Origin of the sequence: Actinomycetospora termitidis, assembly GCF_030286555.1 — a bacterium.
GTDB classification, from domain to species: Bacteria; Actinomycetota; Actinomycetes; order Mycobacteriales; family Pseudonocardiaceae; genus Actinomycetospora; species Actinomycetospora termitidis.
This window is the reverse complement of record NZ_JASVWF010000002.1, coordinates 1-19,589: the sequence shown is the minus strand read 5'-3', so window position 1 is coordinate 19,589 and position 19,589 is coordinate 1. Positions and strand designations below refer to the sequence as shown.

Genomic DNA, 19,589 nt, shown 5'->3' with positions numbered 1-19,589 from the left:
CACGGTCGTCGCCATGACGACCATGCGACCTCCCACCGACCCGGCCGAGCTGCACCGGCTGATGTCGCTGATGACGGGCGACGAGAAGCACTCGGCCGCCGCGACCTCGACCCTCGACGTCCTGCAGGTGCTCTACGACCGCGTGCTCCAGGTCGATCCGGAGCACCCCGACGACCCGGTCCGTGACCGTTTCCTGCTCTCCAAGGGCCACGGGCCGATGGCCTTCTACGCAGTGCTGGCCGCGCACGGGTTCCTCGACGAGTCCGAACTGGCGACGTGGGCACAGCCCGGCTCGCGGCTCGGCCTCCACCCGGACCGTGTGCTGGTGCCCGGCGTGGAGATCGGGTCCGGGTCGCTCGGCCACGGCCTGCCGCTCGCCGTCGGGACCGCGCTCGGCCTGCGCATCCGCGGCCTGACGACGCCCCGGGTGTTCGTCCTGGTCGGCGACGCCGAGCTCGACGAGGGCTCGAACCACGAGGCCATCGCCTACGCCGGGCGCTCCGGGATGGCGAACCTGACGGCCGTCGTCGTCGACAACGCCTCCGCCACGCACCGTGGGGAGCTCGCCGAGCTGTTCCTCACCGAGGGCTGGCGTGCGATCACCGTCGACGGCCGCGACCACGACGTCCTCGAGACCGCACTGACCGCCGCTCACGACGACCGGCCGCTCGCGGTCGTCGCCGTCGTGGAGTCGAAGGGATGACCATGACGACGAGAATCGCCGCCCCCACCATGCGCGAGGCCTTCCTGCGCGCCGCTGCCGACGCGATCGACGCCGACGACCGCACCGCCCTCGTCCTCGCCGACATCTCCGCCGGCGCCGACCCCGTCCCCGACCTCGCCGCCCGCCACCCGGACCGCGTGGTCAACGTCGGCATCCGTGAGCAGCTGATGCTCGGCGTCGCGGGCGGGCTGGCCCTGACGGGACTGCGCCCGGTGGTGCACTCCTACGCACCGTTCCTCGTGGAGCGGCCCTACGAGCAGCTCAAGCTCGACCTCGGGCACCAGGGGGTCGGGGCCGTGCTCGTCTCCATCGGCGCGTCGTACGACCAGCCGGGCATCGGGCGCACGCACGAGGCGCCGGAGGACGTCGCCGTGATCGACACGCTCCCGGGCTGGACGGTGCACGTCCCCGGGCATCCCGAGGAGGCCGACCGGCTGGTCCGGGAGTCCATCGACGCCGACGGCCTGGTCTACGTCCGGCTCTCCGACGAGACCAACGCCGAGCCGCACCACGGCGAGGGCCTGCAGACGATCCGGCGCGGGTCACCCGACGACGTCGTCGTCGCCGTCGGCCCGACGCTCGACCGCGTGCTCGCCGCCAGCCGGTTCCGCGACGCGACCGTGCTCTACACCTCGACGGTCCGGCCGTTCGACGCCGCCGGCCTGCGGAGGGTCGTCGGAGAGGTCCCGACGGTGACGATGGTCGAGCCCTACCTCGAGGGGACCTCCGCCCGCGTGCTCGCCGAGGCGCTGTCCGACCGGCCGCACCGCGCCGTCATGATCGGCCACCCGCGGGAGGAGTCGCACCGCTACGGCGACCACGAGCTCAGGCTGTGAGCTGTCGGCGCACCGCCTCCGGCCCCGCCGCGAGCAGCAGCGTGGGCAGGCGCGGCCCGGTGTCCGACCCGACGAGCGCCCGGTAGAGCAGCACGAAGAAGCGGCGCTGGGCGGCCTTCAGCTCGTCGGTCGGCTTCGTGTCCAACGGCAGGCCGGCCTGCTGCTTCGGCACCCCGTAGACCAGGGTGGTGAGGCCCTCGAGCGACCAGTCCTGCTCCAGCCCGTCGAGCAGCAGCCGCAGCGACTCGCGGTCGGTGTCGTCCAGGGACCCGAGCAACGAGGTGTCGGGCGCCGGCAGCAGGCGGGTGTGCGACTCCTCGGGCATGTAGTGCTCGACCCAGTGTTCCGCGCGGTCCAGGCGGGGCTGCAGGTCGTCGAGGGTGACCGGCTCCTCGGGGTCGCTCGACACCAGCCCCGTCAGGATGCGGCCCAGCTGCTCCGGATCGCCCGTGGTCACGTCGACGACGGAGGTCAGCGTGCGGAACGCGACCGGCTGCGGCGTGAGCGGCAGCGCGCGCTCTGCCGTCGCCACCGACCGCGCGTGGCCCAGCGCCTCGATCGGCGGCGCGGTGCCGCCGGCGACCTTGCGGGAAAGCGCGTCCCACTCGTCGTAGAGCCGGGAGAGCTCGGCGTCGAACGCGACCTTGATGGCCTGGTTCGGACGACGGCGGGCGTAGAGCCACCGCAGCAGCGGCGCCTCGAAGACCTCGAGGGCCGACGACGGGGTGGGCACGCCACCCTTCGACGACGACATCTTCGCCTGCCCGGAGATGCCGACGAACGCGTACATCGGCCCGATCGGCTGCCGTCCGCCGAAGACCTCCGACACCAGCAGGCCGCCGACCTCGTACGACGAGCCCGGGGACGAGTGATCCACCCCGCTCGGCTCGAAGTCCACGCCCTCGTACGCCCAGCGCATGGGCCAGTCGACCTTCCACACCAGCTTGCCGCGGGTGAACCCGTCGAGCCGCACCGTCTCGGACGACCCGCACGCACAGGTGAACGACATCTCGGTGGTGTCGTCGTCGTAGGCGACGATCGTGGTGTCGTCCTTGCCGCACGCGGTGCAGAACGGCTTGTAGGGAAAGTACTCGCCGGTCGCCGAGCCCACGGCCTCGTCGTCCGGCCCCTCCTCGCCGTCTGCGGATGTCTTCTTCGTCCGGAACCGGCCGAGCACCGCGTCGATGCGCGAGCGCTCGCGCATCGCGAGCAGCGTCTGCGGCACGTAGGCACCGGAGGTGTACATCTGTGTCTGCGAGATGCCGCGGTAGGGCACGCCGAGCTGCTCGAGCGCCGCGATCATGGGCGCCTTGAAGTGCTCGGCCCAGTTGGGGTGCCCGCTGCCGCGGGGCGCCGGCACCGCGGTCAGCGGCTTGCCGATGTGCTCCGCCCACGAGTCGTCGATGCCCTCGACGCCCCTCGGGACCCGGCGGTAGCGGTCGAAGTCGTCCCACGAGATGACGTGCTCGCACGGGATGCCACGGCGGCGGATCTCGTCCGCGACGAGGTGCGGCGTGAGCACCTCGCGCAGGTTGCCCAGGTGGATCGGGCCGGACGGGCTCAGGCCGGACGCGCAGATGATCGTCCGGCCCGACTCGGCCCCGTCGATCTCCTTCTGGGCGGCGACGACCTCGTCGGCGAGCGTCGCCACCCAGTCCTGCGAGGTCGACTCGGCCTCGCCGCGACGCCTGCTCACGCCGTCGTCCGGTCCCGTACCGGATTGGTCAGCGTCCCGATCCCCTCGACGGTGACCGACACGGTCTGCCCGTCGACCATCGGACCGACGCCGGCCGGGGTGCCGGTGAGGATCGTGTCGCCGGGCAGGAGCGTCATGACCCGGGAGATGTAGGCGATCTGCTTCTCGATGCCGTGGATCAGCATGCTGGTGCGCGACTTCTGAACCGACGCGCCGTCGAGCGTGGTCTCGATCGCGAGGTCGGACGGGTCGAGCGACGTCTCGATCCACGGGCCGATCGGGCAGAACGTGTCGTAGCCCTTGGCGCGCGTCCACTGCCCGTCGGCGGACTGCAGGTCGCGCGCGGTCACGTCGTTCGCGACGGTGTAGCCCAGGACGACGTCCTTCGCGCGCGCCTCCGGCACGTCCCGGCAGGGCTGGCCGATGACGACGGCGAGCTCGCCCTCGTAGTCCACCCGCTCCGAGTCCGCGGGACGCTGGATCGGCAGCCCCGGCCCGATCACGCTGGTGGAGGGCTTCATGAAGATCAGCGGGTTCGCCGGGGCGTCGCCACCGCCCATCTCCGCGACGTGCTCGGCGTAGTTCTTGCCGATGCAGACGACCTTCGACGGGAGGATGGGCGCGAGCAGCCGGACGTCGGCCAGCGGCCAGGTCTTCCCCGTGAACGTCGGGTCGCCGAACGGGTGCTCGGCGATCTCCGCGCAGACGTCCCCGCCCTCCGGGCTGCCACCGGCGGCGGTGGGCGACTGGAGGGCGACGAAGGAGACACCGTCGGCATGGGCGATCCGGGCGAGACGCACGCCGACCACCCTAGTCGCGGGGTAGGACGACCTCCCCGGCCGCCACCGGCTCCTCGTCGGCGACGAGCGTCCAACCCCCGGCCCGCCCGAGCTCGGCGTCGAGGGCCGCCACGCCACCGCGCGGCACGCCCAGCCAGGCGCCCTGGTCCGACCACACCCACCCCAGGCCGACCTCCGGCAGGGCCCGCGCGACCGCGACGTGGAGGACCGTCGAGAGGTACTTCCACGCGCTCGCCCACGCGAGGTCGAGCGTGGTCCCGTCGACGGTGAGCCGCACCGTCGTGCGGGTGTCGCCGACCTGTAGGTCCTCGACGACGATGTCGGCGCCGGTGAGACGGGCGAGGTCGGCGACGTGCTCGCGCAGGGTGTCCTCGACCTGCTCGGTGTGGCTGTCGTGGAACGCGAGGGCGGCCAGGTGGTCGTCGGTGTCGAAGTCCTCGTGGTAGTACCCGCCCTCCCACAACGCGGAGAGTGCGGTGCAGCTCGTGACCGGTTCGCCCGCGTCGGCCACGGCCTCCATGAGGTCGACCGGTCGCGGGGTCCGGGGCCGGAAGAGCCCGGCGCGGTCGAGGATCCCGACGACGCGGGCGAGCTCGGCGCGGCCCTCGGGCGAGAGCTCGGGGGGTGGGCCCGGCGTGAACGGCATGCCGGACGGCTCCGGTGCGATGGGCACCGGCGGGCCGGGGTCGCGGTACCGCACCGACCCGGCGTCGGGAAACCATCCGTGCACGGGGCCGGACTCGCGCTCCGCCCGCGCCCGGCGCGCGGCCCACAGGTGACGCACGGCCACCGTCGTGAACCCGATCAACGCCACGACGGCGAGCCCGACCAACGGCCACCGGGAGCCCTCGAGGCTCCCGGGGCCGACGGCGAGGTGGAGGAGGTAGCCCGCGACGACCAGCCCGCCGACGAACCAGAGCAGGGCGAGGACGTCGTCGAGCGACCAGCGCCGCACGGCGTCAGGCCGAGGTGCGGGTCCCGGCGGCGCTGGACACCAGGGCGGCGAGCCGGTCGCCCACCGCCGACGTCCCGCCCGGGTTCTGGTGGTCACGGGTCGCGAGGTCGAAGGCGACGGCCGCCTCGACGCGGCGGGCCAGCTCGGGCTCGCCCAGGTGGTCGAGGAGCAGCGCGACGGAGAGCACGGCCGCCGTCGGGTCCGCGATGCCCTTGCCCGCGATGTCCGGGGCCGAGCCGTGCACCGGCTCGAACATGCTCGGGTTGGCCCGGCTGACGTCGAGGTTGCCCGAGGCCGCGAGGCCGATGCCGCCGGTGACCGCGGCCGCGAGGTCGGTGAGGATGTCGCCGAAGAGGTTGTCGGTGACGATCACGTCGTAGCGCGACGGGTCGGTGACCAGGTGGATCGTCGTCGAGTCGACGTGCTGGTAGTCCACCGCGACCTCGGGGTGCTCCAGCGAGACCTCCTCGACCACGCGCGACCACAACGAGCCGGCGTGCGTGAGGACGTTCGTCTTGTGCACCAGGGTCAGGTGTCGGCGCGGCCGGTTCGAGGCCCGGGCGAACGCGTCGCGCACCACCCGCTCGACGCCGAACGCGGTGTTCACGCTGACCTCGGTCGCGATCTCCTGCGGGGTGTCCTTGCGCAGCAGGCCGCCGGTGCCCGCGTACGGGCCCTCGGTGCCCTCGCGGACGACGACGAGGTCGACCTCGGGCTGCGCGGAGAGCGGGCCGCGGACCCCGGGGTAGAGCCGGGCGGGCCGCAGGTTCACGTGGTGGTCGAGCTCGAAGCGCAGGCGCAGCAGCAGGCCGCGCTCGAGGATGCCGCTCGGGACCGACGGGTCGCCGACCGCGCCGAGCAGGATCGCGTCGTGCTCGCGGAGCTCGGTGAGCACCGACTCCGGGAGCAGCTCGCCCGTCGAGTGCCAGCGGGCCGCACCGAGGTCGTACTGCGTCGGCTCGATCTGCGGCGCGACCTCGGAGAGGACCTTGAGGGCCTCGTTGACGACCTCGGGACCGATGCCGTCACCGGGAACCACCGCGAGTCGCATGTCCAGCCTTCCTCCCCCGACGGGCCGACCTCGATGGTGCGACCGACCTCACCTGCGGTGGAGGCTACCGCGCGTGTCGGTGGGACTCCTCACCGGATCACTCCATGGGATGCGTCCGGGGCCCGCGTGCCCTCTTCGGGGGTCAGCCGAACGGGATCGATCGGGTGGTCCGGGCGTCGAGCGCCTGCCCGATCGGGGCGAGGACGTCGTCGGGAACCGCCCGGTCGACGCGCAGCAGCATGACCGACGAGCCGCGGTCGCGCGTCTGGGACAGCTGGGCCGCCTCGATGTTGACGCCGGACTCGCCCAGCCGGGTGCCGACGAGCCCCATCGCGCCCGGCCGGTCGGAGTACTCGAAGAGCAGGACGTGGCCCTCGGCGCGCAGGTCGAACGAACGGCCGTTGATCTCCACGAGCTTCTCGGTCTGGTCGGTGCCGGTCAGAGTGCCCGAGACGGTGGTGTGCCCGGCGCGGAGGGTCACGACGCTGCGGTGGTTCGGGCTCTCGGTGGCCGTCTCCGCCGTGACCTGCACGCCGCGCTCGGCCGCGAGCGCCGGGGCGTTGACGAACGTGACCGGCTCCTCGACGACCCCGCCGAACACCCCGCGCAACGCCGCGAGCTGCAGCACCGCGACGTCCTCGTGGGCGAGCTCGCCGCGGACCTCGACCGTCACCGCGTCGGGCTGGCCGACCAGGCTGGAGAGCAGGGTCCCGAGCTTCTGGGTGATCCCCAGCCACGGCCGGACCTCCTCACCGACCGCGCCGCCCTGGACGTTCACCGCGTCCGGGACGAAGTCGCCCTGCAGTGCCTTGAGCACCGAGTGCGCGACGTCCGTGCCGGCGCGGTCCTGCGCCTCGGCGGTCGAGGCGCCCAGGTGCGGGGTCGCGGTGACCTGCTCGAGCTCGAAGAGCGGGCTCTGCGTGGTCGGCTCGGTGACGTACACGTCGACGCCGGCGCCCGCCACGTGCCCGGAGCGGATCGCCTCGGCGAGCGCCTCCTCGTCGACGAGCCCGCCGCGGGCCGCGTTGACGATGATCACGCCGGGCTTCGTCCGTGCGAGGGCCTCCTTGCCGATGAGCCCCTGGGTCTCGGGGGTCTTCGGCAGGTGGATCGTCATCATGTCCGCGCGCCCGAGCAGCTCGTCGAGGCTCACGAGCTCGATGCCCAGCTGCGCGGCGCGGCTGGCGGGCAGGTATGGGTCGTAGGCGATGACGGTGGTGTCGAACGCCCCGATGCGCGCGGCGAACAGCTGGCCGATCTTGCCCAGCCCGACGACGCCGACCGTCTTGCCCTGGATCTCCACGCCGCCGTACCGCGAGCGCGCCCACTCGCCGCGGCGCAGGCTCGCGTCGGCGGCGGGGATGTGGCGGGCGGTCGCGAGCAGCAGCGCGATCGCGTGCTCGGCGGCCGAGACGATGTTCGAGACGGGGGCGTTGACGACCATGACGCCCGCGGCCGTCGCGGCCGGCACGTCGACGTTGTCCAGCCCGACCCCGGCGCGCCCGACGACGGTCAGGCGCCGCTGGGCGGCGAACACCTCGGCGTCGACCTGGGTGGCGCTGCGCACGAGGAGGGCGTCGGCGTCCCGGACGGCCTCGAGCAGGGCCGCGCGGTCGGTGCCGTCGACCTGACGGATCTCCACCTCGTCGCCGAACACCTCCAGCGCCGACGGCGCGAGCTTCTCGGCCATGAGCACGACGGGCTTCGACATGGCTCTCCCCCGGGGCGGCGACGCTGCGAACGGTGGCTCATCGTGCCGTAGACCACACCGCGACCCAAGGGCCGATCCCGTTCGGCTCCGTTCTCGGTGGTTCGACGGCCCGGCCGGCCGCCGACGATGGCGGCTGGCACGCATGGCATGCGTGTGAGGCGCCATCGTCACGCGGGCTCGCGCCGGCCACGGCCCCGCCGGCTACCGACGATGGCGGCTGGCACCCACCGCATGCGTGTGAGGCGCCATCGTCAGGAAGGTCTCGGCAGGTCCGCCGCCCAGCGGACGAGCGGGGTCGGGAGCTGCGCGGCCACGGCGATTGCGTCGAGCACGTCACGGTGCAGCCCGGCGGGATCGCCGCGAACACGCGAGGGCCGCACCCCGTAGACGTGCAGCCCCGCTGACCGATAGGCGCGGTGCTGCCGCTCCGCCGCCGCGACCTGATCCGGCGTCATGAAGTGCTGCTCCACCGAGTCGATGGGCAGGACCAGCCCGACGTCGGGGAGGTAGCCGTCCGCGATCCCGAGGAAGTCGTCGCCGACGGTGAGCCGGACGTTGAGCAGGACGGGCCACCGGGAGAGCTCGAGGCTCGTCGACCACCAGTCGTGGAACTCCACCTCGGCGGCCGACCGAGCTCCGAGGACGACCGCGCCCAACACCGCACGCGGCAGCGCAGTACCTCGACGAGGGCCGGCGTCGAGCTCTGCGACCAGCGTCTCGGGCAGCAGCATCCTCCGCTGCACGGGCTCGGTGAGGATCGCCGCGACGTCCGAGCGAGAGGACATCGACCGGACGGCGTCGATCACGCACCGCTCCATCGGGACGACCCGCAGCCCGTCACGCGTCCGCGACAGGAGCGGGCGGTGGGTGCGCTCCACCCGGATGCCGGGCACGGAGCGCGCTCGGGATGTCGCCGGGATGAGGACGTGCACCACCTCGAGGAGCTCGCCGCGACGAAGCCCGTGCGCTCGCGCGGCGTCGAGGCCGGTGAGGACCGCCTCCGCGCCGCCGTACACCAGGCCCGCCCGCGCGAGTTGACGCCGCGTCGGGGTGCCGGTGCTCAGCCGGACGGTGGACGGGGCCACGAGGGTCCAGGGACCGTCCGGGAGACACCGGCGGTAGATGGTGGACTCGGGGACACCGAGCCCGGTGAGGACATGGACGTGGATGGTGTCGTCGTCCGCCGCCGCCCGGACGAGTTCCAGGTCGTCGGCCCACGATCCCCGCTTCATGATCACGAGGGTGCGCCCACGCGGCTGGCCGCGGTGATCGCTCGGGACGGCCTGTGGACAACCGGCCCTGCGTGACCGCTGGGGATCGACGAGGCCGCCGAACGGCGCAGCTCGACCTCCGCCGACGATGGCGTCCTGCACGCATGCAGTGAGAGCAGCACGCCATCGTCGCCCGGCAGCGGTACCCCGAGACGACGACGGCGGGCGCACCGGTCCGGTGCGCCCGCCGTCAGGGAACCCGAGAGGTCAGAGGGCCTGCTTCGGGATGAACGGCATCAGGTCGCGGAGCTTGGCGCCGACCTGCTCGATCTGGTGGGCCTTGCCCTCGTCCTCGAGCTTGGTGAAGTTCGGACGGCCGTTGTCGTCCTCGGCGATCCACTCGCGGGCGAAGGACCCGTCCTGGATCTCGGTGAGCACGCGGCGCATCTCGTCCTTGACCGCGGAGTTGATGATGCGCGGGCCGCGGGTGAGGTCGCCGTACTCGGCGGTGTCCGAGCAGGAGTAGCGCTGGCCGTAGATGCCCTTCTCCCACATGAGGTCCACGATCAGCTTGAGCTCGTGGAGGCACTCGAAGTAGGCGATCTCGGGCTGGTAGCCGGCCTCGACGAGGGTCTCGAACCCGGCCTGGACCAGCGCCGACGTCCCGCCGCAGAGCACGGCCTGCTCACCGAAGAGGTCGGTCTCGGTCTCCTCGGTGAACGTCGTCTTGATGACGCCGGCACGCCCACCGCCGATCGCGGCGGCGTACGACAACGCCAGCGCCTCGGCGTGGCCGGACGCGTCCTGCTCGACCGCGATGAGGCACGGCACGCCCTTGCCGTCGACGAACTGACGGCGGACCAGGTGCCCCGGGCCCTTCGGCGCGACCATGGCGACGTCGACGTCCGACGGCGGCTTGATCAGGTCGTAGCGGATGTTGAACCCGTGCCCGAAGAAGATCGCGTCGCCGGAGTTCAGGTTCGGCGCGATGTCCTCGGCGTAGATCGTCCGCTGCTTCGTGTCGGGCGCCAGGATCATGATGAGGTCGGCCTCGGCGGCGGCCTCGGACGGCGTGACCACCCGCAGCCCCTCCTCCTCGGCCTTGGCGCGCGACTTGGAGGCCTCGGGGAGACCGATGCGCACGTCGACGCCCGAGTCGCGCAGCGACAGCGAGTGGGCGTGGCCCTGGGAGCCGTAGCCGATCACCGCGACCTTGCGGCCCTGGATGATCGACAGATCGGCATCGGCGTCGTAGAAGATCTCGACACTCATGGGAACTGCGGTTCCTTCCTGACTGACGTACTGAGAAGACGTACTAGCGATTCGCGGCGATCGCGCGCGGCCCGCGGGCCAACGCGACCATCCCCGACTGGACGATCTCGCGGATGCCGTAGGGCTCGAGCATCCGCCGCAGCGCCGACAGCTTGTCGGCGGTGCCGGTGGCCTCGACGGTGACGGCGTCGGGGGCAACGTCGACGACCTTGGCCCGGAACATCTGCGTCACCTCGAGCACCTGCGAGCGCACGGTGGCGTCGGCCCGCACCTTGAGCATGACCAGTTCGCGCTGGACCGAGGTCGTCGGCTCCAGCTCCACGATCTTGATGACGTTGACCAGCTTGTTGAGCTGCTTGGTCACCTGCTCGAGCGGGAACTCCTCGACGCTGACGCAGATGGTCATCCGCGAGATGCCCTGCTCCTCGGTCGGCCCGACGGCGAGCGACTGGATGTTGTAGCCGCGCCGGGAGAACAGACCCGAGATGCGGGCCAGCACGCCGGGCTTGTCCTCGACGAGGACCGACAGCGTGTGCGTGCTCATCACTGCTCCCGCTCGATGTCCGTGACGACCTCGTCCGCACCGCCGGACTCGGGGTCGTCGAACAGCGGCCGGATGTCCCGCGCCGCCATGATCTGGTCGTTCCCGGTGCCGGCGGCGACCATCGGCCAGACCTGCGCGTCGGCCCCGACCGTGAAGTCGATGACGACGGGTCGGTCGGTGACGGCCATCGCCTCGTGGATGACGCGGTCGACGTCGTCCTTCGACTCGCAGCGCAGGCCCTCGCAGCCCAGCGCCTCGGCGAGCATGACGAAGTCGGGCACGCGGTGCTTGTGGGTACCGAGCTCGGTGTTCGAGTAGCGCTCCCCGTAGAACAGGGTCTGCCACTGCCGGACCATGCCGAGGTTGCCGTTGTTGATGACGGCGACCTTGATCGGGATGCCCTCGATCGCGCAGGTGGCGAGCTCCTGGTTGGTCATCTGGAAGCAGCCGTCGCCGTCGATGCACCAGACGGTGGTGTCGGGCTGACCGACCTTCGCGCCCATCGCCGCCGGCACGCCGTAGCCCATCGTCCCGGCGCCGCCGGAGTTCAGCCAGGTGCGCGGGTTCTCGTAGCGGACGAACTGCGCAGCCCACATCTGGTGCTGGCCGACGCCGGCCGCGTAGATCGCCTCCGGCCCGGCGATCGCCCCGATCCGCTCGATGACGTACTCCGGGGAGAGGGTGCCGTCGGCGGGCTCGTCGTAGCCGAGCGGGAACGTCTCCCGCCACGAGTTGAGCTGGTTCCACCAGGCCGTGAGGTCCGGGGAGCCGTCCCGGCCGCGCAGCGCGGCGGTCAGCTCACCGATCACCTCGCGGGCGTCGCCGACGATCGGCACGTCGGCGACCCGGTTCTTGCCGATCTCGGCCGGGTCGATGTCGGCGTGCACGATCTTCGCGCCCGGCGCGAACGTCGAGAGGTCGCCGGTCACGCGGTCGTCGAAGCGGGCGCCGAGGGCGATGAGGAGGTCTGCCTTCTGCATGGCCGCGACCGCCGCCACGGTGCCGTGCATGCCCGGCATGCCGAGGTTCTGCGGGTGCGAGTCGGGGAAGGCACCGCGCGCCATCAGGGTCGTGACGACGGGTGCGCCGGTCTCGCGGGCGAGCTCCATGAGCTCCGCGGACGCCTCGGCCTTGATGACACCCCCGCCGACGTAGAGGACGGGACGCTGCGACTCGGCGATCAGCCGGGCGGCCTCGCGGATCTGCTTGCCGTGCGGCTTCGTCGTCGGGCGGTAGCCGGGCAGGGCCATGTCGACCGGCCAGGAGAAGGTGGTCTGCGCCTGCAGGACGTCCTTCGGCAGGTCGACCAGCACCGGGCCGGGACGGCCGGTCGAGGCGATGTGGAAGGCCTCGGTGATGGCCCGCGGGATGTCGGCCGGGTCGGTCACCAGCATGTTGTGCTTGGTGATCGGCAGCGTGATGCCGCAGATGTCGGCTTCCTGGAACGCGTCCGTGCCGATCAGCTTGCGCCCGACCTGCCCGGTGATAGCCACGACCGGCACCGAGTCCAGCATCGCGTCGGCCAGGGGGGTCACCAGGTTGGTGGCCCCGGGACCCGACGTCGCCATGCAGACCCCGACGCGCCCGGTCGCCTGCGCGTACCCGGTGGCCGCGTGCCCGGCGCCCTGCTCGTGGCGCACGAGGATGTGCCGCACGAGCGTGGAGTCGTAGAGCGGGTCGTAGGCCGGGAGGACGGCGCCGCCGGGAATCCCGAAGACGACCTCGCAGCCCACGGCCTCGAGGGAGCGCACGAGCGACTGCGCGCCGGTGGCGGGGGTGGGGTCGACGCGGGCGGGACGGGTCGCCGGGCGGGCGGACGCCGCCGCCTGGCTCGCGGAGTCCTGCTGCTCGCTCGGCGCGCCGGTGCGCGGCGCCGGGCGGGGTCTGGCCGTGGTCATCGGTGATCAGCCTCTGGGTGGGACAGGTGGCGACAGGGGTCCGGACAGACAAAAGCCCTCTCCGCCGATGGCGGGGAGGGCAGGCGCGTCAGCGAACTCGAACAGCGAGCACGAGGCTCGTCAGACGCTGACGCGCCCGGCGAGTACGAGAATTCGCTGCATGCGGATCACGGTAGCACGCACCGCACACGGCCCGGGACCGCCTCCTCGGTCACACCCGGCCGCTGTCGGACCCCCCTGGCACCATGACGGACGTGGCCGACGACCAGCAGACCTCGACCGCGGAGGCGACGACGCCGGCCGCGCCCGCGACCTTCCGCGCCGTCCCCACCGTCGCGCTCGTGGCAGCCGGGTTCCTCGCCCTCTGCCTCTCCCCCATCGCGTTCCAGGGCGGCGCGTGGTTCCTGCTGTTCGCGCTCCCGGTGGCCCTCGGCGTGTGGATCGTCCGGTCCCGTACCCGGGTCGACACCGAGGGGCTGCACGTCCACCGCCTCGTCGGGAGCCGGACGCTGCCGTGGTCGGAGGTGGCGACGCTGCGTCTGGTCCCCCGCGGCTGGGTCCGGGCCGTCCCCACCGAGGGCGCCGAGCTGGAGCTGCGCGGAGTGCGGGTGCGTGACCTCGGGCGGGTCGGCGAGGCCAGCGGCGGCCGCATCTCCGCGCCCACGCCGGCCGAGGCCGAGGCCGCCGCGGAGCACGCCCGCGAGCTGGAGGCCGCCCGCATGCGCGTCGCGAAGCTCCGCGAACGCCGCGCCGCCGAGGACGAGGCCCGGACGGCCGACGAGCCGGCGGAGGAACCCGCGGACGAGCCGAACGCCGAGCCGAACGCCGAGCCGACGACCGACCGTCCCGGCGACCGGCCGGGCGGCCCGGAGCCCCGGGCGTAGCCTCCGGGGCAACCCCACCCCGACCTGGAGGATCCCGTGCCGCCGCTCCGTTCCCGCGTCACCACCCAGGGCCGCAACGCCGCCGGCGCCCGTGCCCTGTGGCGGGCCACCGGCATGACCGACGACGACTTCGGCAAGCCGCTGATCGCGATCGCGAACTCCTACACGCAGTTCGTGCCGGGGCACGTGCACCTCAAGGAGATGGGCGAGCTCGTCGCCGGCGCCGTGCGCGAGGCGGGCGGGATCGCGCGCGAGTTCCACACCATCGCCGTCGACGACGGCATCGCGATGGGCCACGGCGGGATGCTCCACTCGCTGCCGAGCCGCGAGGTCATCTCGGACGCGGTCGAGCACATGGTGCAGGGCCACGCGGTCGACGCCCTGGTCTGCATCTCGAACTGCGACAAGATCACGCCGGGCATGCTGAATGCCGCGATGCGGCTGAACATCCCGACCGTCTTCGTCTCCGGCGGGCCGATGGAGGCCGGCAAGGCAGTCGTCGTCGGGGGCGTCGCGCAGGCCCCGACCGACCTCATCACCGCCATCTCGGCCAGCGCCAGCAGCGAGGTCACCGACGAGGGCCTCACCGAGGTCGAGCGGTCCGCGTGCCCGACGTGCGGCTCCTGCTCGGGCATGTTCACCGCCAACTCGATGAACTGCCTGACCGAGGCCCTCGGGCTGAGCCTCCCCGGCAACGGGTCGACGCTCGCCACGCACGCCGCCCGCCGGGAGCTCTTCCTGACGGCGGGTCGGACCGTCGTCGAGATCGCCCGCCGCTGGTACGAGCAGGACGACGAGTCGGTGCTGCCGCGGAACGTCGCGAACAAGCACGCCTTCGAGAACGCGATGGCGCTCGACGTCGCGATGGGCGGCTCGACGAACACCGTCCTGCACATCCTGGCCGCCGCCCACGAGGCCGGCCTGGACTTCACCCTCGCCGACATCGACGCGGTCAGCCGCCGGGTGCCGTGCGTCGCGAAGGTCGCGCCGAACTCGAACTTCCACATGGAGGACGTGCACCGCGCCGGCGGCATTCCGGCCATCCTCGGCGAGCTCGACCGCGGCGGGATGCTGCACCGCGACGTCCACGCGGTCCACGCGGACAGCCTGGAGGCCTGGCTCGGCGCCTGGGACATCCGCGCCGAGAACCCCTCCGCCGAGGCGATCGAGCTCTACCACGCCGCCCCGGGTGGCGTCCGCACCGTGGAACCGTTCTCCACGCAGAACCGCTGGTCGTCGCTGGACACGGACGCGTCCGGCGGCTGCATCCGCGACGTCGCCCACGCGCACAGCGCTGACGGCGGGCTCGCCGTGCTCACCGGCAATCTCTCCACCGACGGCGCCGTCATCAAGAGTGCCGGCCTGCCCGAGGACGGGCGGCACTTCCAGGGTCCGGCGCGCGTCGTCGACTCCCAGGAGGAGGCCGTCTCGATCATCCTCAAGCGGGAGGTGCAGCCGGGCGACGTCGTCGTCGTGCGCTACGAGGGCCCGGCCGGCGGCCCCGGGATGCAGGAGATGCTGCACCCGACGGCGTTCCTCAAGGGGGCGGGGCTCGGCGCGGTCTGTGCGCTGATCACCGACGGCCGCTTCTCCGGCGGCTCCTCGGGCATCAGCGTCGGGCACATCTCGCCCGAGGCCGCGCACGGTGGCGTGATCGCGCTCGTCGAACAGGGTGACCAGATCCTCCTCGACGTCGACTCGCGGCGGATCGAGCTGCTCGTCGACGACGACGTCCTCGCCGAGCGGCGGGCCAAGATGGAGGCCTCGGAGCGCCCGTGGCAGCCGCGCACGGACCGCGGCCGGCACCTCACCGCGGCCCTGCGCGCCTACGCGAAGCTCGTGACGTCGGGCGCCACCGGCGCGGTCCGCGACCTCTGACCGTTCCTGACGACGGGCCCTGCCGGGCCCGTCGTCGGGAAAGGGTGTTCTCCTTCGGGTGGTCCGACTGTCGCCGCGACGGTCAACTGTGCACGATCGAATCGTGCCCATCGTGCAGCGCCTCCTCCGCGCCCGCCGCAGCCGTCAGCCGCTGGTGCGGCGCTCCGCGCTCGAGCTCCTCGCCCTGTACGGCATCGACTGGCCGGACACGGTCGAGGTGGGGCCGGGCCTGGTCCTGCAGCACCGGGCGCTCGGGACGGTCGTGCACCCGTGGGTCCGCATCGGGGCCGACGTGACGGTCTTCCACCGCGTCACCCTGGGCGATCGTGCGCCGTGGGAGCCGCGGCCCGGCGACCACCGTCCGCGGGTGATCGTCGAGGACGGGGCGGTGCTGTGCGCCGGGGCCGTCGTCCTCGGGAGCCCGGAACGGCCGACGATCGTCGGGCGGGACACGGTGGTCGGCGCGAACGCCGTCCTCACCCGCTCCACCGGCGTCGGCGAGATCTGGGCGGGCAACCCCGCCCGGTGCCTCGGCGCCCGTGACCGGGCCACGGTCGCGTCACCGGCCGCTCACGATCAGGACCGGGCACCCGTCCCGATCGGGTGATCCACCCGACGGCGGGCGCGGGGTGATCGCAGGATCCGGGCATGTCCGTCGTCCACCGCCTGATCCGGGCCCGCCGCAGCCGCTCGCGGCTGGTCCGCCGGGCCGCCCTCGAACTGCTCGCGCTCTACGGCATCGACTGGCACCACACCATCGAGGTCGGCCCGCGGCTCTCGCTGCAGCACCGGGCGCTGGGCACGATGGTCCACCCGCACACCCGCATCGGCGCCGACGTCACGCTCTACCAGGGCGTGATGCTCGGCCGGGACGTGCCGTGGCTGCACCAGCACGACGAGCGTCCCTGCGTGATCGTCGAGGACGGTGCCGTGATCTGCACCGGGGCGGTGGTCGCGGGCAGCCCGGAGCGCCCGGTGATCATCGGCCGGGACACCGTGATCGGCGCGAACGCGGTGCTCACCCGCTCGACCGGGGTCGGCGAGGTGTGGGCCGGCAACCCCGCCCGGTGCGTCGCCCGGCGCGACGAGGTCGAGGCCCGCGCGCTCGGCCTCGCCGTCGGCGCGCGGCACGCCGCGGAGGCCTGATCAGGCGCGCATCGCGAGCAGCACCGTCAGGGCGGTCCCGACGCCGATGACGGCGCACGTGGTCCCGACCGGCGTCTGCGCGCGGTACCACGGCCGGTCGGCGTCCCCGCTGATCCGCCCGGGCCCGGCGAACACGACGACCGCGGCAAGGGCCAGCCCGAACAGCGGCGCCTCGGCCGGCCCGACGGTGCCCGAGGCCCACGCGGTCGGGATCGTCACGACGACGGCCACCAGCGCGACCGCGAGCAGTGCCGACGCCGCGAACGACGCGAACATCCCCAGCGCCACCAGGAGCCCCGCGACCAGCTGGGCCCACCCGAGGGCGGTCGCGAGCTCGGCGGGCGGCGCGAACCCGAGCCCGCCGAGGAGCGCCTGCGTGTGGGCGGTGCCGTCGCCGTGACCGCGGGGCAGGTCGAACAGGGTGCGCGCGCCGCCGAGCACGGCGGTGACCCCGAGGGTGACCCGCGCGACCAGCAGCCCGACCTCGGTGCCCCACGGGCGCACCGCGAGCACCGTCGTCGTCGGGACCGGCTCGTCGACCGTCGACGCGCCCCGCTCCTCGCGCCACGGGAACACCGCGGTGTCACTCGGCGCGCCCTCGAAGCCCAGGAACGCCACCTCACCGTCGGCGGCCGGGGCCCGGTCCCGTCGCCACAGACTCACGCCCGGCAGCGTAGGTCGGCGCGTTCGGGTGGTCGTGGCGCCGCGCGGGAGGTGCCCGATACTGCCTAATACTGACCGACGACGAGGTTCGGTGGGTCCTCGCCGCGGACGACCGCCTCGATCTGCGGCACGACGATCCGGTACGCGCGGTCCAGGTGCCCGGGGACGCTGCCGCCGACGTGCGGGGTGATCAGCAGGTTCGGGGCGCGCCAGAGCGGGTGGTCGGCGGGCAGCGGTTCCGGGTCGGTGACGTCGACGACCGCCCGGAGCCGCTGCGACGTCAGCTCCGCGAGCAGGGCGTCGGTGTCCACGACGGGGCCGCGTGCGGCGTTGACGAGCAGGGCGCCGTCGGGCATCGCGGCGAGGAAGGCGGCGTCGACCAGCCCGTGCGTCGCGTCGGTGAGGGGGACGAGCAGGACGGTGATGTCGTGGCGTCCGAGCAGGTCGGGGAGCTCGTCGACGCCGTGGACGCCGTCGCGGGCGCGGGTGCCGACCAGCGTGATCGGGCCGACGTCGAACGGCTCCAGACGACGGCGGGTCTGCTCGGCGAGGTCGCCGGCGCCGACGAGCAGGACGCTCTTGCCGGTGAGGGTGTCGGTGAGGTGCTGGTCCCAGTGGGCGGCGACCTGGTGGCGGACGAACTCCGGGATCTCGCGCAGGACGGCGAGGATCGCGGCGAGCACCCACTCCGCGGTGACCCCGCCGTGCGCGCCCTTGCAGTCCGAGAGCGCGACGCCGTCGGGCAGCATCCCCACGAACTTCTCCGCGCCCGCCGAGAGCAGCTGCACCAGGCGCAGCCGCGGGCACGCCGCGATCAGCTCGCGGGCGGCGTCCTGACCGAGGAAGCCGGGCACGAACACCTCGGCCTCGGCCGCCTCGGGCGGGAGCCCGTCGACGCCGGCGGACTCGTCGTAGCGGACCGCCCGGACCCCGTCGACCCGGTCGAGCTCCCGCTCGCCGACCTCGTCGGGGACCAGCACCGTCAGGATGTCCTCGCTCATCGGCTCCGGAGGCTAGACCAGCCCGGGTCTCACGGTGGGCTCAGCCGGGGGCGCCTAGGGTGACCGGCGATGCAGCACCCGGGTCCGTTCGCGCGCGCCATCGGCCTGGCCGTGGTGCTGCTGGCCCTCGTCGCCGGGTGCGCCCGCTTCCCGGACGCCTCGGACGAGCCGTGGCGCGACAAGCCCGACATCGGCGCCGAGCGCGCTCCGCAGCCGCAGTCGCCGCCGCCGTCCGAGCCGCAGGCCCCGTCGGCCCCGCCCGGGGGCGCCCCCGCTCCGACCGGGGCGTGCGTGGACCCGGACCCGCAGGTGGTGGCCACGTGCCTGGCTCCGGTCTCGGCGGTGGTGACGCTGCCCGGCGGGCAGGCCGCGCTGGTCGCGGAGCGCACCACCGGCCGCATCCTGCGGGTGGCCCCGCAGACCGCGCCCGAGGTCGTCACGACGGTGCCCGTCGACGCCGCGGGCGACGGCGGGCTCACCGGGCTCGTCCTCTCCCCCTCCTACGCCGAGGACCAGCTGCTCTACGTCTACGCGACGACCTCGTCGGGCAACGCCGTGCTGCGCATCGCGCCCGGCGACGTGCCGAAGCCGGTGCTGTCCGGCATCCCGCGGGGGTCGTCGAACAACCGCGGAGCGCTCGGCGTCGAGCCGACCGGGACCCTCCTCGTCGCGACCGGCGACGCGGGGACCGCGCCCGGCCCGACCTCCCTGGCCGGCAAGCTGCTGCGCATCGATCCCTTCGGCCGGCCCGCACCGGGCAACCCGGACCCCGCGTCGCCGATCGTCGGGTCGGGCCTGCACTCCCCCGGCGACGCCTGCGCCGACCCGTCGTCGAACGCCACGTGGGTCACCGACCGCACGGGACCCCGCGACGTGCTCCTGAACGTCCCGCCCGGCGCGCCCGCGGGCACGGCGGCGGCCGCCGCGCCGGCCTGGACCTGGCCGGACCGACCCGGCGTGTCCGGGTGCGCCGCGGGCGGCGGGACGTTGCTCGTCGGCCTCGCGGACGCCAAGGGGCTGTTCGTGCTCAAGCCGACCGCCGAGGGCCGGTTCGTCGGGCCGCCCGAGACCGTCCTGCAGAACACCTACGGTCGGATCTCCGGCGCCGACCTCGCCTCCGACGGCTTCGTCTGGTTCGGCACCGTGAACAAGGACCCCGGTGGCGCGCCCGGCGCCACCGACGACCGGGTCGTCCGCATCCGTCCGCCGTCGGGCGGGGGCTCCGGGCCGGACTAGTGTCGCGCGTCGTTAGTTGCTTGACATGGCTGGAGGTGAGATCTTGAGGGGGTGAGCCCCTCGGGATTGGCTGTCAGCGACGA

At 73.4% G+C, this 19,589-nt stretch carries 18 protein-coding genes; 7 read left to right on the top strand and 11 right to left on the bottom strand.

Features of this window, described 5'->3' with window-relative positions:
- Positions 1-13 precede the first annotated feature (13 nt).
- Positions 14-703: a thiamine pyrophosphate-dependent enzyme gene (locus QRT03_RS07980; protein WP_286052116.1), complete on the top strand. Its 690-nt coding sequence runs from the start codon at positions 14-16 to the stop codon at positions 701-703.
- Positions 704-705: 2 nt separating this feature from the next.
- Positions 706-1,560: a transketolase family protein gene (locus QRT03_RS07975; RefSeq protein ID WP_286052115.1), complete on the top strand. Its 855-nt coding sequence runs from the start codon at positions 706-708 to the stop codon at positions 1,558-1,560.
- Here QRT03_RS07975 and lysS read toward each other — a convergent pair.
- The 9 genes from lysS to QRT03_RS07930 form a co-directional block, all read right to left on the bottom strand.
- Positions 1,550-3,256, bottom strand: a complete 1,707-nt coding sequence (gene lysS / locus QRT03_RS07970; protein ID WP_286052113.1) for a lysine--tRNA ligase — start codon at positions 3,254-3,256, stop codon at positions 1,550-1,552. The genes QRT03_RS07975 and lysS overlap by 11 nt on opposite strands.
- Positions 3,253-4,056, bottom strand: coding sequence for a fumarylacetoacetate hydrolase family protein (locus QRT03_RS07965; protein ID WP_286052112.1), 804 nt, complete (start codon positions 4,054-4,056; stop codon positions 3,253-3,255). Before QRT03_RS07965 ends, lysS begins: the two co-directional genes overlap by 4 nt.
- A gap of 10 nt (positions 4,057-4,066) precedes the next feature.
- Entirely contained in the window at positions 4,067-5,011 is a 945-nt protein-coding gene (locus tag QRT03_RS07960) for a hypothetical protein (protein WP_286052110.1), read from the bottom strand.
- A 4-nt stretch (positions 5,012-5,015) separates the two neighbouring features.
- The gene (locus QRT03_RS07955; RefSeq protein ID WP_286052108.1) at positions 5,016-6,062 is read right to left on the bottom strand and encodes a 3-isopropylmalate dehydrogenase; all 1,047 of its coding nucleotides are present in this window, start codon (positions 6,060-6,062) and stop codon (positions 5,016-5,018) included.
- 142 nt (positions 6,063-6,204) lie between these two features.
- Positions 6,205-7,773, bottom strand: a complete 1,569-nt coding sequence (serA, locus tag QRT03_RS07950) for a phosphoglycerate dehydrogenase (RefSeq protein WP_286052106.1) — start codon at positions 7,771-7,773, stop codon at positions 6,205-6,207.
- A gap of 251 nt (positions 7,774-8,024) precedes the next feature.
- Entirely contained in the window at positions 8,025-9,005 is a 981-nt protein-coding gene (locus tag QRT03_RS07945) for a hypothetical protein (RefSeq protein ID WP_286052105.1), read from the bottom strand.
- Positions 9,006-9,251: 246 nt separating this feature from the next.
- Positions 9,252-10,256: a ketol-acid reductoisomerase gene (gene ilvC, locus QRT03_RS07940; RefSeq protein ID WP_286052104.1), complete on the bottom strand. Its 1,005-nt coding sequence runs from the start codon at positions 10,254-10,256 to the stop codon at positions 9,252-9,254.
- A 43-nt stretch (positions 10,257-10,299) separates the two neighbouring features.
- Positions 10,300-10,800 carry an acetolactate synthase small subunit gene (gene ilvN, locus QRT03_RS07935; protein WP_286052103.1) on the bottom strand — a complete coding sequence of 167 codons (501 nt, stop codon included), beginning with the start codon at positions 10,798-10,800 and terminating at the stop codon, positions 10,300-10,302.
- Positions 10,800-12,698 (bottom strand): acetolactate synthase large subunit, encoded by a 1,899-nt coding sequence (locus QRT03_RS07930; protein ID WP_286052101.1) that lies wholly within the window; start codon positions 12,696-12,698, stop codon positions 10,800-10,802. The genes ilvN and QRT03_RS07930 overlap by 1 nt, the downstream gene beginning before the upstream one ends.
- Before the next feature lie 254 nt (positions 12,699-12,952).
- On the opposite strand from QRT03_RS07930, the gene QRT03_RS07925 reads away from it, so the two are divergent.
- From QRT03_RS07925 to QRT03_RS07910, 4 genes are all read left to right on the top strand, one after another.
- Positions 12,953-13,582: a PH domain-containing protein gene (locus QRT03_RS07925; RefSeq protein ID WP_286052100.1), complete on the top strand. Its 630-nt coding sequence runs from the start codon at positions 12,953-12,955 to the stop codon at positions 13,580-13,582.
- A gap of 36 nt (positions 13,583-13,618) precedes the next feature.
- Positions 13,619-15,460, top strand: a complete 1,842-nt coding sequence (ilvD, locus tag QRT03_RS07920; RefSeq protein ID WP_286052099.1) for a dihydroxy-acid dehydratase — start codon at positions 13,619-13,621, stop codon at positions 15,458-15,460.
- Positions 15,461-15,563: 103 nt separating this feature from the next.
- Positions 15,564-16,067, top strand: coding sequence for an LbetaH domain-containing protein (locus QRT03_RS07915; RefSeq protein ID WP_286052098.1), 504 nt, complete (start codon positions 15,564-15,566; stop codon positions 16,065-16,067).
- 41 nt (positions 16,068-16,108) lie between these two features.
- On the top strand, positions 16,109-16,606 hold the full coding sequence (locus QRT03_RS07910; RefSeq protein WP_286052097.1) for a DapH/DapD/GlmU-related protein: 498 nt from the start codon (positions 16,109-16,111) through the stop codon (positions 16,604-16,606).
- Here the strand turns inward: QRT03_RS07910 and QRT03_RS07905 are convergent, their stop codons facing one another.
- Entirely contained in the window at positions 16,607-17,269 is a 663-nt protein-coding gene (locus tag QRT03_RS07905; protein ID WP_286052096.1) for a DoxX family protein, read from the bottom strand.
- A 65-nt stretch (positions 17,270-17,334) separates the two neighbouring features.
- Positions 17,335-18,270 (bottom strand): 2-hydroxyacid dehydrogenase, encoded by a 936-nt coding sequence (locus tag QRT03_RS07900; RefSeq protein ID WP_286052095.1) that lies wholly within the window; start codon positions 18,268-18,270, stop codon positions 17,335-17,337.
- Between the two features lie 69 nt (positions 18,271-18,339).
- Between QRT03_RS07900 and QRT03_RS07895 the strand changes: the two genes are divergently transcribed.
- The gene (locus QRT03_RS07895) at positions 18,340-19,506 is read left to right on the top strand and encodes a PQQ-dependent sugar dehydrogenase (RefSeq protein ID WP_286052094.1); all 1,167 of its coding nucleotides are present in this window, start codon (positions 18,340-18,342) and stop codon (positions 19,504-19,506) included.
- Positions 19,507-19,589: the final 83 nt, after the last annotated feature.

Excerpts from the sequence above, each read along its gene's own strand:
- QRT03_RS07980 (WP_286052116.1), top strand. The coding sequence starts at position 14 with ATGACGACCATGCGACCTCCCACCGACCCGGCCGAGCTGCACCGGCTG.
- QRT03_RS07975 (WP_286052115.1), top strand. The coding sequence starts at position 706 with ATGACGACGAGAATCGCCGCCCCCACCATGCGCGAGGCCTTCCTGCGC.
- QRT03_RS07955 (WP_286052108.1), bottom strand. The coding sequence starts at position 6,062 with ATGCGACTCGCGGTGGTTCCCGGTGACGGCATCGGTCCCGAGGTCGTC.
- serA (WP_286052106.1), bottom strand. The coding sequence starts at position 7,773 with ATGTCGAAGCCCGTCGTGCTCATGGCCGAGAAGCTCGCGCCGTCGGCG.
- QRT03_RS07945 (WP_286052105.1), bottom strand. The coding sequence starts at position 9,005 with ATGAAGCGGGGATCGTGGGCCGACGACCTGGAACTCGTCCGGGCGGCG.
- ilvC (WP_286052104.1), bottom strand. The coding sequence starts at position 10,256 with ATGAGTGTCGAGATCTTCTACGACGCCGATGCCGATCTGTCGATCATC.
- ilvN (WP_286052103.1), bottom strand. The coding sequence starts at position 10,800 with ATGAGCACGCACACGCTGTCGGTCCTCGTCGAGGACAAGCCCGGCGTG.
- QRT03_RS07930 (WP_286052101.1), bottom strand. The coding sequence starts at position 12,698 with ATGACCACGGCCAGACCCCGCCCGGCGCCGCGCACCGGCGCGCCGAGC.
- QRT03_RS07910 (WP_286052097.1), top strand. The coding sequence starts at position 16,109 with ATGTCCGTCGTCCACCGCCTGATCCGGGCCCGCCGCAGCCGCTCGCGG.
- QRT03_RS07900 (WP_286052095.1), bottom strand. The coding sequence starts at position 18,270 with ATGAGCGAGGACATCCTGACGGTGCTGGTCCCCGACGAGGTCGGCGAG.
- QRT03_RS07895 (WP_286052094.1), top strand. The coding sequence starts at position 18,340 with ATGCAGCACCCGGGTCCGTTCGCGCGCGCCATCGGCCTGGCCGTGGTG.